Source organism: Microvirga sp. TS319 (assembly GCF_041276405.1).
GTDB lineage: Bacteria > Pseudomonadota > Alphaproteobacteria > Rhizobiales > Beijerinckiaceae > Microvirga.
In genome coordinates this window covers 209,764-224,114 of the sequence record NZ_JBGGGT010000001.1, presented here as the reverse complement: position 1 = coordinate 224,114, position 14,351 = coordinate 209,764, and the positions used below count along the sequence as shown (strand labels likewise).

Annotated in this window: 14 protein-coding genes and 1 pseudogene; 4 read left to right on the top strand and 11 right to left on the bottom strand. The window is 59.7% G+C overall.

Annotated features, from left to right (window positions below):
• Positions 1-32: 32 nt before the first annotated feature.
• The 3 genes from AB8841_RS00980 to AB8841_RS00970 all read left to right on the top strand — a co-directional run bounded on the left by AB8841_RS00980 (position 33) and on the right by AB8841_RS00970 (position 2,364).
• Positions 33-1,223: an O-succinylhomoserine sulfhydrylase gene (locus AB8841_RS00980; protein ID WP_370434022.1), complete on the top strand. Its 1,191-nt coding sequence runs from the start codon at positions 33-35 to the stop codon at positions 1,221-1,223.
• Between the two features lie 190 nt (positions 1,224-1,413).
• On the top strand, positions 1,414-1,575 hold the full coding sequence (locus tag AB8841_RS00975) for a hypothetical protein (RefSeq protein ID WP_370434021.1): 162 nt from the start codon (positions 1,414-1,416) through the stop codon (positions 1,573-1,575).
• 378 nt (positions 1,576-1,953) lie between these two features.
• Positions 1,954-2,364, top strand: coding sequence for a hypothetical protein (locus AB8841_RS00970; protein WP_370434020.1), 411 nt, complete (start codon positions 1,954-1,956; stop codon positions 2,362-2,364).
• Positions 2,365-2,610: 246 nt separating this feature from the next.
• Here AB8841_RS00970 and AB8841_RS00965 read toward each other — a convergent pair whose 3' ends face one another.
• The 4 genes and pseudogenes from AB8841_RS00965 to AB8841_RS00950 form a co-directional block, all read right to left on the bottom strand.
• Positions 2,611-2,829, bottom strand: coding sequence for a hypothetical protein (locus AB8841_RS00965; RefSeq protein WP_370434019.1), 219 nt, complete (start codon positions 2,827-2,829; stop codon positions 2,611-2,613).
• Between the two features lie 614 nt (positions 2,830-3,443).
• A pseudogene (locus tag AB8841_RS00960) lies at positions 3,444-3,752 on the bottom strand (SAM-dependent methyltransferase); the annotation flags it as partial.
• Between the two features lie 84 nt (positions 3,753-3,836).
• Complete coding sequence (locus tag AB8841_RS00955; RefSeq protein ID WP_370434018.1) at positions 3,837-4,049, bottom strand: molybdopterin-binding protein; 213 nt, start codon at positions 4,047-4,049, stop codon at positions 3,837-3,839.
• A 231-nt stretch (positions 4,050-4,280) separates the two neighbouring features.
• On the bottom strand, positions 4,281-4,697 hold the full coding sequence (locus tag AB8841_RS00950) for a hypothetical protein (protein ID WP_370434017.1): 417 nt from the start codon (positions 4,695-4,697) through the stop codon (positions 4,281-4,283).
• Between the two features lie 95 nt (positions 4,698-4,792).
• On the opposite strand from AB8841_RS00950, the gene modA reads away from it, so the two are divergent.
• The gene (gene modA / locus AB8841_RS00945; protein WP_370434016.1) at positions 4,793-5,611 is read left to right on the top strand and encodes a molybdate ABC transporter substrate-binding protein; all 819 of its coding nucleotides are present in this window, start codon (positions 4,793-4,795) and stop codon (positions 5,609-5,611) included.
• Between the two features lie 102 nt (positions 5,612-5,713).
• Here modA and AB8841_RS00940 read toward each other — a convergent pair whose 3' ends face one another.
• From AB8841_RS00940 to AB8841_RS00910, 7 genes are all read right to left on the bottom strand, one after another.
• A complete protein-coding gene (locus tag AB8841_RS00940; protein WP_370434015.1) occupies positions 5,714-6,067 on the bottom strand; it encodes a winged helix-turn-helix domain-containing protein in 354 nt (117 codons plus the stop codon).
• 236 nt (positions 6,068-6,303) lie between these two features.
• Positions 6,304-6,777, bottom strand: a complete 474-nt coding sequence (locus AB8841_RS00935) for a VOC family protein (protein WP_370434014.1) — start codon at positions 6,775-6,777, stop codon at positions 6,304-6,306.
• Between the two features lie 409 nt (positions 6,778-7,186).
• A complete protein-coding gene (locus tag AB8841_RS00930) occupies positions 7,187-7,570 on the bottom strand; it encodes a class I SAM-dependent methyltransferase (RefSeq protein ID WP_370434013.1) in 384 nt (127 codons plus the stop codon).
• 389 nt (positions 7,571-7,959) lie between these two features.
• On the bottom strand, positions 7,960-9,657 hold the full coding sequence (locus AB8841_RS00925; RefSeq protein WP_370434012.1) for a hypothetical protein: 1,698 nt from the start codon (positions 9,655-9,657) through the stop codon (positions 7,960-7,962).
• A 16-nt stretch (positions 9,658-9,673) separates the two neighbouring features.
• Positions 9,674-11,377, bottom strand: coding sequence for a hypothetical protein (locus tag AB8841_RS00920; RefSeq protein WP_370434011.1), 1,704 nt, complete (start codon positions 11,375-11,377; stop codon positions 9,674-9,676).
• 82 nt (positions 11,378-11,459) lie between these two features.
• Complete coding sequence (locus AB8841_RS00915) at positions 11,460-13,331, bottom strand: hypothetical protein (RefSeq protein ID WP_370434010.1); 1,872 nt, start codon at positions 13,329-13,331, stop codon at positions 11,460-11,462.
• Between the two features lie 70 nt (positions 13,332-13,401).
• Positions 13,402-14,208, bottom strand: coding sequence for a hypothetical protein (locus tag AB8841_RS00910; RefSeq protein ID WP_370434009.1), 807 nt, complete (start codon positions 14,206-14,208; stop codon positions 13,402-13,404).
• Positions 14,209-14,351: the final 143 nt, after the last annotated feature.

Genomic DNA, 14,351 nt, shown 5'->3' with positions numbered 1-14,351 from the left:
TTCTTTTAAAAGAACGAACATAGCATCGGCTCATGAACACACGTCGTGACCGCGATTATCGGCTTGAGACCCGCCTCGTTCACGAAGGCCAGGAGCGGACCCCCTTCGGCGAGACATCCGAGGCTCTCTTCATCACGCAGGGTTTCATTTATGAAACCGCCGAGAGCGCCGAGCGTCGTTTCCTGAACGAGGAGCCGGGCTACAGCTACAGCCGCTACTCCAATCCGACCATCGACATGTTCGAGCAGCGCATGGCCTCTCTGGAAGGAGCGGAAACCGCCCGCGCGACGGCAAGCGGCATGGCGGCGGTCACGGCCGCCATGGTGAGCCAGGTTCAGGCCGGAGACCATGTGGTGGCGGCGCGGGGCCTCTTCGGCTCGTGCCGATGGGTGGTCGAGGACTTCCTTCCCCGGTTCGGGGTCGCCTGCACCCTGGTCGACGGTCCTGACGTCGAGGCTTGGCGCCAAGCCGTCCGCCCGGACACGAAGGCCTTTCTCCTGGAAACGCCCTCCAATCCCAGCCTGCAGATCATCGACATCGCCGCCGTCGCCCGGATCGCCCATGAGGCGGGAGCGACCCTGACCGTCGACAACGTCTTCGCCACGCCGCTCTATCAGAAGCCCCTGGCGCTTGGTGCGGATTGCGTCGTCTATTCCGCCACCAAGCATATCGACGGCCAGGGCCGCTGCCTGGGAGGCGTCATCCTGGGCTCCACGGCGTTCATCGAGAGCAAGGTCCAGCAGTTTCTGCGCATGACCGGCCCCTCGATTTCACCGTTCAATGCATGGGTTCTTCTCAAGGGCCTGGAAACGTTGTCCTTAAGGGTGGAGCGCCAGACGGCCAATGCGGCCTTCCTGGCCGACGCCTTGCACGATCATTCCAAGCTGCAGGGCCTCACCTATCCGGGCCGCGCCGATCATCCCCAGGCCGAGCTGATCCGCCGCCAGATGAGCGGAGCCTCGACCATGATCGCGCTGGACGTGAAAGACGGCAAGGACGGCGCCTTCCGCTTCATGAACGGACTGCAGCTCATCCGCATTTCGAACAATCTCGGCGACGCGAAAAGCCTTGTCACTCACCCGGCCACCACGACCCATCAGCGGTTCGCGCCGGAACTGCGCGCCGAGATGGGGATCTCGGACGGCCTCGTGCGGCTGTCAGTGGGATTGGAACATCGCGACGATCTGCTCGCCGATCTGCTGAACGCCCTCGACAACGTCTGACCGGCACATTGTTTCTGCCCGCCGCTATGGTCGCGACGGCCCTGCTCGCATCGCTCCTGCATCTCGATCTTCGCCCATCGGGCGGCCTCGACGCCTGAGATCGGCGTTCGCGGGCCCAAGAGAGACCGCCTCTCGGAACATGGCCAGGCTCATCACGTTGGCCTCACACCCCATCAGCAAGGAGGCTGCCATGAAGTGTCAATTCTGCCACCAGGACGTCGACGATCCCTGTCACGATCCGCAACAGATGCAGCAGCGCGCGATGAACCACGTGGAGCGTTGCGAGCGCGCTCTGCAGAGCCGGCAGGGCAGGAACGCAGGTGCGCACCGTGACGTTCAGAACAACGAATGAGCCATGATCCGGAATGACGGGAAACGTAATCGACGCGAAGCCTGAGGTGATGCCATGGCAGGAAAAGCCCGCATGAGACCGTCCTGGAAAAAGTAAAAGCGCCGCAAGGAAAAACCTTCAGGGTCGCAGAACGATCGGGTCGCGCAGCGTAGCTGACGCCCGTGAAATTCCTTGCCGAGGGCAGCCTTCTCCCGCAGGCTGCCTTCTTCTTTTTGACGAAGGCTGCTCCTGGAAGAAACCACCGAGAAGAATATGAAATACAGTTACATAAAACCTCTCGAACTTTCCATGTGATTTTACACACAGCCTGATTGGTGGGATTGTGATCAGAACAACAACAACATGCAATCCAGCAGGGAACTTGTCAGGAGGACTATCATGACCGCATCGTCACTCAGCTTCAGACTTGCCGTTCTTTTTGTCGTCGCCGGAATGGCCATGGGCATCGGAATGGCGGCATCCCAAGACCACTCGATCATGCCGGCTCACGCGCATCTGAACCTGCTCGGTTGGGTGTCCTTGTTCTTGTTCGGAATTTATTATGAGCGCCGCCCGGCCTTGAATGCGAGCCGAATGGCGATGGTCCAGGTCGTGCTTTGGTCCATCGGCACGGTTGTCCTGACGGTCGCCGTCGCCGCCATCCATCTCGGCTACACCGCCGCAGATCCGATCGCGGCGCTCGCATCGCTCGTCATTCTGGCTGCGATGTTGATATTCGCCTATTTCGTTTTCCGCCCCGCTCCTGTTGTGGAGGCCGGACCCACCATGCGAATGACTCCTGCCGAATAGCAGCCGCCAAAGGGCATCCATAAAAAAGGCCCCACGCAATGGCGGGGCCCGTTCTACGATGTCTGCCTTGAAATAAAGCGGCGATGCGCAATCCATACAAAATCTGAATTGGTGATATTGAAAAATTCGATCCTGCGGCCAACGAATAACGCATTTCACGCAAGACCATGAAAGGAGCCGGCTCTCGTCTCATGTGAGAGCCGCCTCCAATCGGTATCGGCTAAATCACGATGAAATCGGCGGCAGTCAGGGCCATCTTGTTTTCGATGCCGGCGAATTTGACCGCAGCCCCTCGCCCGAGCCGTCGGCGTCGTAATAGAGCGCGCCGGTCTTGTTGTTATACACGATGTAGTTGCTTGAATCCTTTGCCTTCTCGCCCATTGTGAAGGCGCTAGAAGACAAGGATCCGGTTTTGGTCAATTTCTTGAAGATCGCGTCATCGAGGCGGACCGAGTCGTCCTTCACGTTGAAGTCTGTGATGTAGTCGACATCCTTGCCGATGGCGGTATCGATAACCGCTCAGGTCGGAAACCTCCAATGCCTCGCCGGAGGTCTTTCCTGACGAGTCGACTGGTAGGGTGATCTTCCAATCGGACAGGTTGAAATTGCCGCTGGACGCGACATCCTGTTTCAAAGACATGAATATTGCCCCGCGCATTCCCTGAGCTCCACTCCGGGAGCCTCTATTGAGCTATATATTTTATTGAATCGAGGGAAATTTCTCTAAAATGTACGAACAATACAATGGTGAATGAAAATTCCATTACGTTATGTAAAATTATACCTTACGTAATGAATGTCACTACTCAAGAAGACGCTGAAGTCCTTTTCCATACAGAATGGGGCGAAATCGTGACAATAATGAATTATTGTTAAGGTGCCGTCGTTCCTGTTGGAGCAGCTGGCTTCGGAACGGACGACGAGCGCCCGATCATGAAGGCGGAAACCGGCAGCCCCAATGCAGGACCATGCCTCCACGGATCTGCCGTCTCACGGTGCCCCGATCTGATCGTCGCCGATCTGCTTCGGGGCTAGAGCATCGGACCCGCAAGTGGATTCCGCTTGCGGGTCCGATGCTCTAGCAATGTCGCGCCCTCGATCCTTGCTAGTTCGACGATCGAGGTCCCGATCGGGTTGGGCCTGACCGGAGATCGCAGCGAGAACACGCCACGCGTCGTGCCGTCGTTGCGAGGGCTCTGAAGGACAATGTCGCACCGCGACCGGTCCAGCCAATAAAGCACCTCCAGACGCTTGTACGCGTCGATTCCGGACAGTCCTGCCGCTCACGGCTCGAAGAGTTCGATCCGGCAGACCGGGCCATCGAGGCCGCCCTGACGCGGGCATTCGAGGCGCGAGGTCCATGGCGTGCGGATCCGCCCGATGAACATCACCTCGGCATCGGCAGATGTCGGCAACTCGACTGCGACTTCCGATGCCCCGATCTCATTTTTCCCTAACCATGGCCGCTCCGCTCACGTGTCGGTGGCGATCATCACGTCGGAGGCCTTGATCACGGCGTAGGCCTGCTGCCCGACCTGAAGTGCGAGTTCGTCGACCGCCTCGTTGGTGATCGAGGCGGTCACGATGGTGCCGTCAGCGACCTCGAGGCGGACATGGGCCGTCGTGTGCCCCTTGGTGACCTCGACCACCCTGCCCCTGATGACGTTGCGTGCGCTGAGTTTCATGGATTTAAGTCCTCTGGCTTGGGCGGTCCAAGCGCATCGTGCGGACCCAGCGGGCCGCGGGAGCGAAAAGTGGACCCGGTTTTCACGAACGTGGCCCTTCGGGCCCGCTCGCAACGATGCGCTCATCCAAGAAGAGAGCACCGCATTGATTCCAGAAGTGGAATCTACTTTTCACGTCCGATGCTCCAGGGCGATCCGATGGTGTCATCCACGAGCTCACTCAGATGGGCGTCACTCAAGATAAGGAATGCCCGTCTGGGCTTGGGTCCGGTCAGCCAGGGAAGCGTAGGTCGGGTCCACGGTGCCGACGTCGAGCACAAGGTCCGGCTTGGTGGCCAGCAGGCCCCCGAGATTGGCGGCGTTGCCTCGTCTCGTCAGCCGGCCGGTCTCCGGCAGGGACGCATACGGCTCGGCGAGATATGCCTTCTCCTTGACGGACGGAGCCCGTACCCACCGGGCGAGCTTGTCCGGAGCGACCATGTAGACAGCGACCGACGCAGGCGGCCCTGCCGTGAAGACCCGGCTGACCTCGGCTGGAACCTCTACCCGCCGCCCGGCCGCGTCGGTGAGGATACGCTCCTGCGCTCTGGCCCACGGGCTGGCCAGAAGTGCAAGGACGACGAGAGCAGAACCAGGACGGGCCATCATGGACGAATCTCGGGATGGACGAGCGCCTGACATTGCCATGTTCAGGCGAACCGCGCTATAGCCAATGAGACATAACGCTCAGAGAGGTTGGTATCATGCGGATCACACGTCGCCTCGGATTGTCGCTCTTCGGGGCGGCGCTTCTTGGCTTGGGGCTTGGCCCCGCGCCGATCGCCGGTCCGGCACAGGCGCAGGACAAGGAACTCGTCATCTTCGCAGCCGCCAGCCTGAAGAACGCCCTCGATGAGGCGTCGGCCGGCTTCGTGACGCAGACCGGCAGGCCCGCCCCGAAGATCTCGTACGCCGCCAGCAACACCCTGGCCAAGCAGATCGAGGCCGGAGCCCCCGCCGATGTCTTCGTCTCGGCCGATCTCGACTGGATGGACTATCTCGCCCAGAAAAACCTGATCCGGCCTGAGACCCGGGTGAATCTGCTCGGCAACAGGATCGTGCTCGTCGCGCCCAAGAACGAAGCCAAGCCGATCGCGATCGAGCCGGGTCTTGATCTCGTGGCCGCACTGGGAGCAGGCAAGCTCGCCATGGGCAACATCGATGCGGTGCCGGCGGGCAAATACGGCAAGGCTGCGCTGGAGAAGCTCGGGGCGTGGGACGGCGTGAAGAACCAGGTCGCCCAGGCGGACAACGTGCGGGGCGCGCTCCTGCTCGTGTCCCGCGGCGAGGCGCCGCTCGGTATCGTGTATCAGACCGACGCCGCGTCGGATCCCAACGTCACCATTGTGGGCACGTTCCCGGAGGACAGCCACCCGCCGATCATCTACCCGATCGCCGTGACGAAGGACTCGATCAATCCCGATGCGGCGGGCTTCGTAGCCCATCTGCGCTCGTCCGGAGCCAAGCCCGCCTTCGAGAAGCAGGGCTTCACCATCCTGAACAAGCCTGCTCCCAATTCGTGATCCATTGAGCATTGTCGGTGAAGTGGATCCGGTTCACCGACAAAAATGCGGCCGAGCCAAAGAAAGGAGCCGGTTCCACGCAAGGGGAAACGGCTCTAGCCATCAGGCCTGGACCGCGATCAGTTCGGACAGGCGCGCGACATCCTCGGCCACGGCCCGCTCGGTAGCTTCCTGCATGTGGCGGTAGCGGGCGAGAACCTCGATCCCGAGCGGCGTCAGGCTGGCGCCGCCGCCCGCCTTGCCTCCCGCGGCCGAGATCACGAGCGGCTGGCGGAAATAGTGGTTGAGGGTGTCGACCAGCGTCCAGGCCCGCTTGTAGCTCATCCCCATGCGCCGGCCCGCGGCGGCGATCGAGCCGGTCTCCTGGATGCCCTGGAGCAGGTCGGCCTTGCCGGGGCCGAGCATGGTCTGCGCATCGAAGTAAATCCGCAGCCTGGCCTGGGGATATGCCGTCACCCTTCTCTCCCACCCTGAGCACTCTCTGAAGGTGACTTACCCGCATTGTTCGGAAAGGAGCAAGCGGATGAGCCAGGGCGTCTCCATCGAGATCCGATGACGGGACAGGCGCGGCTCGCAGATCAGGGCGGCATATTCCCTCCCCGTTAGAGGATGCGGCGAGCCCTCGGGAGGAAGCGCAATGCCGCTCGCCCGGCAATCCACCTGCGGGAAGGGCTCGCCCCCAGGCTGGAGCGTCAGCCGCGCCGCGCCGCTTCGATCGCGGCAACGTCGATCTTCCTCATGTCCATCATCGCCTCGAAGGCCCGTTTGGCTTCATCGCCGCCAGCCGCCAGCGCCTCAGTCAGGACGCGTGGCGTGATCTGCCAGGAGACACCCCACTTGTCCTTGCACCAGCCGCACGCACTCTCCTGACCGCCGTTGCCGACGATGGCATCCCAGTAGCGGTCGGTCTCGGCCTGATCGTCGGTGGCGATCTGGAACGAGAAGGCCTCGCTATGCCTGAACGTGGGCCCCCCGTTGAGGCCGAGACAGGCAACGCCTGCAACCGTGAATTCAACGGTCAAGACGTCGCCCTCCTTGCCGGACGGGTAGTCACCGGGCGCACGGTGCACGGCATGCACCGCACTGTCAGGAAAGGTCTCTGCGTAGAAGCGGGCAGCCGTCTCGGCATCCTTGTCGTACCAGAGGCAGATCGTGTTCTTGACCATCGCGCGTTCCTTTCGCCGTAGAGCCGATACTCCGGCCATTCTCGGCTCAACCTCTTCCGAAATGGTTAGCAAGCCGCCCGTCCCTTGCGAGGAGAGCCGTCCCGATCATGCGGGGTCAGGCGAAGGCTGAGCCAAACCACAGGACCAGGAACGTCAAGAGAATGGCAACGGCTCCCCACTCCGCGGGGGTGAGGCTGAGGGAGGATGCAGAGGATCGTGTGCTCTTGCTCATCGTAGGCACTCGCCTATCAGGATTTCCGCCATGTCGGATGAGGGCGCGAGGCGGGTTCGCGCTCATGATCACCGATAAGCGTTCATGTGCCGTCCGGCTGTGCCGGAGAACACACGCAAGGCATCATGAGCGCCAAGCGAGGGATCATAACGGGAGCACCGAAAGGCAGGATTGCGATCACCGCCTGCAGGCGACCCAGCCCCGGACGGTGAACCCGGCACAAATGAGACTGACATCCGAGAAGCCGGCCTCGCGCATCAAGGCCTCGTCCTGGTCAGGCGAGAGCACCGGCAGCCGGTGACCGATCTCGGCGGCCGCGGCCTCAGCCTTCTCGGCAGGAATACCCGAGAACGATGCAAAAGCCGCATAGCGTCCCAACCAGAGCGCTTTTTCCTCCTGAGGGGAACTGTGGTGCGCAACGCCAAAGGGTGCACCGGGCTTCAGGCGCTTGCCGACCTCCGACAAGGTGCGCAGGCGCTCTTCGGCAGGAACGAAATGCAAGGTCAGGAGGCATGTCGCCGCATCGAACGGTCCATGAGGTGCGCTGCGTGCCCAGAGCAAATTGCATTCTAACGGGATCAGAATGCTTGCTCTTTCTCTTTGGCGAAGCATCGTTTTTCGCGAAGAACCGGTTCCCACTTCTTCGCACGATGCTCTAGACGGCAGAAACCCAGGAACAGACCGCATGCCCTCCCCCACAGGTTACCAAATATACGCCAAAGACGAGCAGTAGGGGTTATGGAAAAGGACGCTACGAGAGTCCCTATCGGTCCTTCTCAAACTACGATCATCAAGGACGGATTGATGCAGCGATTCGAGTGCCGTTGAAAGGGGTTGTTGTATCGGCGTTGTATCACCCGGACTCTGCATGGCACGGTCCGAGCGATCCAATCCTTGCAAGACTTTGCAACTCGTAAATGAAATTTGGAGCGGGCGGTGGAGTTTCCGGCTTAGAGCGATTTGCTCCTTCTGGGGTAAATTCCAGGGATTTGATCCCGGATGGCCTGGAGAACGACCGGCATGTCTCCCCGCTGAACGTATCTTGCAAGAATCGGGAATGCACCCGTTTCTCCGAGCCCATGCTTCACGGCGTACACGCTCCGCTGTGACTCGATGACAAGGGTCAATACGGTGGTCGGGAACATGGGCACTGCAGAAGCCAGCGCCGTTTCTGCGAACTGGTAGAAGGGAGAAGCGGTCACTCCCCGTTGAGGCTGGTAGATCCACCAAGCAATACCGGCAGCCAGAAACGCGAGCACGACAAACCGGGTGATCCTTGAGCCGATTAACGCCAGCCTCGGTGACGTCAAGGCTCCGATCCCTGCAGCTGCGAGCAGCAGGTAGTTCGCGAACTTGAAGATGTGAACGGTCATGCCGAGCAGGGAAAATGCGAGGGCAATCGGAGGAACGACGACAGCGCGCATGGCATTGCGGCCGATATCCTCATTGGATCCTCCATCGCCGAACGTAGTCGTATCCTGCAAATACTCCTGCGCAAGCTTTTTGTGCCGGCTTTCCAGGAGGGGCTTGTACACATGCTCCTCAAGGTCCCGATCCTCGATGATAGCCGTGATGACAGGACCGCTTCGAGGAAGAGACAGCTCTCTCCTGATCTTTGCCTGGACAGCCGATTGCTCCAGGAAGCCCTTGAAGTTGAGGGTATGCGGGAGGCTAGCCCCCTTACCGAGTGCCTCTTCGACGGCCGACTTGTAGGCCGCATCAAGAGAGCTCTTGATTTTCTGACGCGCAGCGTTCCTGAAGCCTTGCTCATCCAAGGGATTCCAATTCTTGCTGACCGGAACGCCACTGTCCCGAACGCTCTGTCGGATGGAGCTCGCATAGCGGGAGATCTGGCTTCGCGACCTCAAGCCTTGCGATCTGAGAGTTTCGAGATACCTTCCCCACATCGACTGAGCCTGTTCCGGCAAACTCTCCAGGCCCTCGCGGTAAGCCTTAGCGCCGTTGAAATATTCGACGTAAGCCCCGCGGACCTGGTCCATCGCCGGCTCGAAGATTTTTGCCCTGAATGTCGGCAGATCTCCAAGCTGATCACCAACCTCCCCTCTCAAAAGCGTGCTCATGCCCGAGCCCGTTTTCGATATGACGTTAGGGTAGTACAGGCCGAGCAGAGGAGCGAGGGCTGAGAAAGCCTTCCAGTCCGGTTCGTTGAGAGCCTCGGCACTGATGCTGACCCCATCAATCCGAGGGTCCCCTGAGAAAATCTCCCGGCGAAGCAGAACGGCCCTCGCCGCCGCCTGTCGCGTTGCGGCACTGGAATATTCGACAAGAACTTCGACAAGCTCTTTCTGAACGAAGTAAGCGCCTGGGATGGCAACCAAGGCAACAAGGCAGATTTTGCCGATTATCGCAGCTTTACCGACCTTGGCTTCGATATAGGTAACCAGCTTCCGTCCAATGAGAGCCAGCGCGAAGGCCGTTCCTGCGATCAGCCGTCCAGTCGTTTCCAACCGAATGATCTGGTCTTGGGTCGCATCCGACCCGACAACGTCGATCAGCAGGGCTCCGAAGGGCAGCTCGACCGAGAGGTAAAGCCCTGTGGCGACGAGCATGACGAAATAGGGCCATGCCGGGAAGCGCCGCTCCAGGACGGCCGGGTCAGCTTTCTGCCGATCACCAAGAGTGGACATGTCCGATGCCGGAAGTTTACGGGAGAGGAGTTTGGGCCGCGTCAGCCCAGAAGACTGCCTTGGACAGATACTGGCCGCTTCGATCAGGGCCCTGAAGCATCGGCGAGAACGATCCGAATAGCGTGGCGACCGAAATCGCCGCCCATGCGGCGATAAAGTAAAGGCTGTTGTAGCCGGCCGGCATCTGGGCTTTTTTGCCGAGTTCCGCCATAATGCCCTTTCGAATGGACAGCATCGCTAGAAGAGTTGGGATACCAGCAAGCACTCCGAACAGGATGGACGCTGCGACATCGGTCTCACCAAGGGTGAATTCCTCGTCAAATATACTGTGCAGTCGATATGGAACGTTCAGGAATATGAAGAGAGCGGCGAGCGGGATCGATCTGAGAGCGAAGGTCTTCCACGACCTCATCCAAAGAGAGCGGGCGAAGGTCTTTTTGACCTGCGAATAGGTTGTGGCAAAGGGCTTCAGCGTTTCAGCTTTAACGCCGCCGTGAGCCAACTCCACAGCCCTGCCGAGCAGGGCTTCATCAAATTTTTTGGAGGTCGCGAACTCCTTGCGTACGAAGTCGAGCAATCCGACATTTTGGACGCGCTCGGCGATCGTCTTGAGATTCGGATCATCCCTCAGTGCCTCGTTGGCCTTCTCGGTCAGGATCTTGTCTAGGTAAGGCGCAAACCGAAAGCTGATTTTGTCTAGGACCAACGCGGTGCCGAGCACCTCGCAATCGTCGAACCGTCCTTCGACGACTGCGCTCATGACTTCGCCGTGGAGATCTACCACGCATGATGTCGTCTGCCCTGATATGGCGCTGACCCGCTTTACATCGGATTTATAGTACGGTTTCGGCAGAGCCTTCGACCTCTCGTCGCTCGCTCCTGGGAACGCATTCGAGACCCAGGCTTTGAAAGCGGGCCCTTGGAGATCCTCCAGCGGCACCGATTTATAGGTTGTCTCAAACCGGGTGATGCCGCCGACCGAGAACTCCTCCGTGAAGCCGCCATGGCCTCCGCAGCTCTTGCAGCGAATCTCTCCGCCGCCACCGCAGCCGCGGCATGTAAGCCATTGCGTGCCGTGGCAATGATTGCAGGTCAATCTGCCACGACCAATGCATACCGGACAATTGTAGTAGGTGCGATTGCCGGCATCGAAACACCGTCCCGATCCTGCGCAGGTTCCGCAGTAGATGGTGCCGCCGCTGCAGCTGGAACACCAGACGCTCCCCTTCCCTTTGCAGCCGCCGCAGATCAGGGTGCCCGATCCGGCGCAAGGATCGCAGCTATATTGGGAGAATGAGACGACCCGCTCGGCCGGAAACGCAATCTCTCCCTCCTCCGAGGCGCACAAGGACTTGAACAGGTCTGCTTCGAGAAGCTGGGTCCGAACGATGGTCTTGATGCTGTCGGAAGCGACAAGTGCTGCCGCAATGGCTTCGGCCTCCTGCCTGGCCGCGGACGTCGAGGATGATCGGCCAAGCGTGCCGTACGAGACATATCCTTTCAGGGTTCTGCCAGAGGAGTCCACGCGAACTGTCAGAGACTTCTCGACCTCGAAGTATCCAGTTCGTTCCCCGCCTTGAAACCACCGGATCGGTTTGGGTCCAAGATCAGCATCGGCCATGAAGGCGATAAATTCAGCTTTTTCCCTGAGCTCTTGGGCCAGGGGCCCCTCGGAAAGGTCAGGAGGAAACTCGGCGAGTTTGACAGCAGGAGAAGTCATTGGCGGTTACCGTCGCAATACAATGGTCGAAGCAAGCTGGCCCAGCGCAACCAGGCACGATGGCGATGACGCGAGCACCGCCTCAAGGTGAGTTGAAGTCGACCATCCTTGTGCAACCCGCCGCACCAACCTTCTTGCAGGCCGATCCGTGGAGTCCGAGGGAGATGACGGTCTTCCCCTCGCGGGTCACGACTTTGTAAGCCTGGGCATAGCCTTCGAATTTCATCACCCACTTGTCGGGCCCGGTCGAGATCAGCATCTGCGTGAGGCTGCCAGCGCTGCCGCTGTACGCGATGTGGGATTCGTTGCACAGCAGTCCGCCGTAATCGATGATCCAATCCTTGATGCCGTCCCCGTTCAGGTCGATATCGTTGCGCGCAAAATCATTCCCGAGCTGAAACGTCTCGCACATCTCAAGCTTCGGCTTGATCACCGCAACGATATCAGCCGGATAGGTCGAGAGATTGGTCGAAAGCTCCGGCGGGGGCTTGGAACCAGGCACGAGGAAGCGGGAATCTACCCAGCCGTCCAGCTTGGGCGTACGGACCTGGCAGAAGCGGGGAAGTCCAGCGGTGGGCTGCGCGTCGTCGGGGATGACCTTCTTCCCGTCGACTGCGTTGCAGCCGAAGTTCTTGAGGCCCTTGGCATCATGCGGGAGTTCGCCAACCTTCGGAGAGGACGGGGGTGGATAACGGTGCAGGGGCAGGACCTGACCCGGCTGGAGGCCAGTGATGTCGAAGTACTCCGCCGTCTCGTCCAGTGTAACGGACTCCTCCCCGTACCACTTGGCGCCGCCGACCTTGATTGGCGCATGAACACCGCACCTGAACGCATGCGCCTTGGTATCGGCGATCTCCGCCGCCTGCTTGTTAGCGTCCTTGAGACGGGCGTTCACATAGGCCATGTGGCACGCGTCTTTGCCGTCCACCTTCGTGACCGCCAGCACTTCGGCATCTCTTCCATCAATATTGCCGAGGAAGAACCTCAAGATCGAAGCAAATGGTTTTCCGTCGCGAAGGCGCCATTCGATCTTCTTGCCAATGCCGTTTCTGCTTGGCCAGAACTCCGGCTCCCACGTGGTATTCGTCGTCTCGCCAAAGCGGACCACCATTGCGCCACCCGTGTCACCAAACAGCACGGCCCTACCTCCCGGCGCGGAGCATATCCACTCGCTCATCTCATCCGCGCTGACCGTCTGTTTGCAGCTCTTTCCCTCGGTGTCGGAGTAGACGGCCGTGACCGCCCCAGCCGGAGGCGGTGCGATTTCCTTGAACTCGATTAGCTTCGGTTCCGGCTCTGGGGGGATCCCATACCGGACTTCCTTCGTGCAGGCGGGAACGAAGCTCCCCTGATCGGTTACGTTGAAATACACACCGAACGTGGGAATATGAAAGGCAAAGTTGTTTCTTTGCAACTCCTGCTTGCCTTCCCGCCCAACCCCTTCCGTCGTCACGCAGACCGTGCCGTCGACAATGCGCGTACTGCCGCTCTCCACGATCTTCACCCGGGCGGGACAGGTGGCCCAGAATTGTGTGCTCGTACTCGTATTCGGGCCGTTATCGCAGGCAGAATCGTAAGCCCGGTAGATCGACGCGATCACGGTCGTGTCGCCTTCCTTGAACTCTTTGCTGAACACGTATCCCGGCACTGGACCGTTGCCCGTCGAGCCGCCCCCTGCTTTCTGGCGTTCGGCATTGGCGTTGTCGATAAGATCCTTCCACATCTCGACGGGAGGCTCCGAATACACCCCGGGCTTCAGCAGATCGTAGGTCTTCATGAGGTTACCCCTCATCAAGTCCTCCAGAGGGTCGGCCAAGACGGAAGTGGTCACCAGAGCCGCAGCGACGAGGCAGGTTGGAAGCAGTTTTATGAGGAACATGATCTTGGCCTCGACAGCGTATCTGCAAATGAGCGTAACCCGGGGAACAAGGGGTAGCGATCCCGAGATGAGCAATCTCAGTTACTCGCGACGATGCCGGGATAGGTGGCTCCCCGTGCCCCGCCTCACCCAGCCTGGACTTGGATTAGAACTTGGGTGCGCTGACAGCGGTGTTCGCCTTGTCGTACGCTGCCTGGGCACGCTTCTGAAGCTCTGCGCGGTCAGCTGTGGATGCAGACTCGAATGCGCGGACGTCGATCACTGAAACGACGATCTTTGAAGCCTTGGCCTCGTCGGAGTAACTCGGCTCAACCGAGGCTGTAATTTCGTAGTCGACCGCGGTTTCCGGCTTGTAAGTCTTGGTCCAGCCGAGCTGGCCAATGCTGCGGTTCCACTCGCAAGACAGGTTCTTGCACGAGACGATCTGTCGGTTCTTGAAGGACCACCGCATAAATCTGTTTTTGGACCAGCCGCTACTGACAGGTTCAATCGGCTTCCCATACTTCGCCTCCAGTTGCTCGATCACGACATCCACAGCTGGAGATTTGAGATGATCCCGATAGTTCACCTCCCTCACCATATAGTAAGCCGTGCTGCTCGAGGCTGGACCACTGAACATGACAGTAATCTGGTTCAATTCCTGCGTCTCGGGATTGGCCCGATAGGCTTTTGCTACGGCGGGCGCTGCGGGCAACCTGATGCCAACACCCTTGATGGAGTAGCTCTGGATGGCACTCTCGACTTCAACCGAGTTGTAGTCGCCCGTGAACTCCTTTTGGAGCTCTGCGATAAGGACATCAGCCGTCTTGCCAAGCTCGAATCCCAGGATGTCGAGAGCCCGGCCCTCAACCTTGTAGGATTCAGTCCTGTAGCTCGGTACGACGGCATCTTGCGCCAGTGCGGCTCCACCTAAGGTGGACAGGATGAGTACGGCAGTGATGGTCCGGAGCATGATGTTTGTTACCCCCGCAATTTGCCAATATTGTTGTAGACCGATGATTGCGCTCGGCCTTTGCAGAGCCCGAGCCTTTGATTTCTCTCGACGCGAAATTTCCTCCTGGCCGAGGGTAGAGAGGCATCCCACCTTAACGGAAC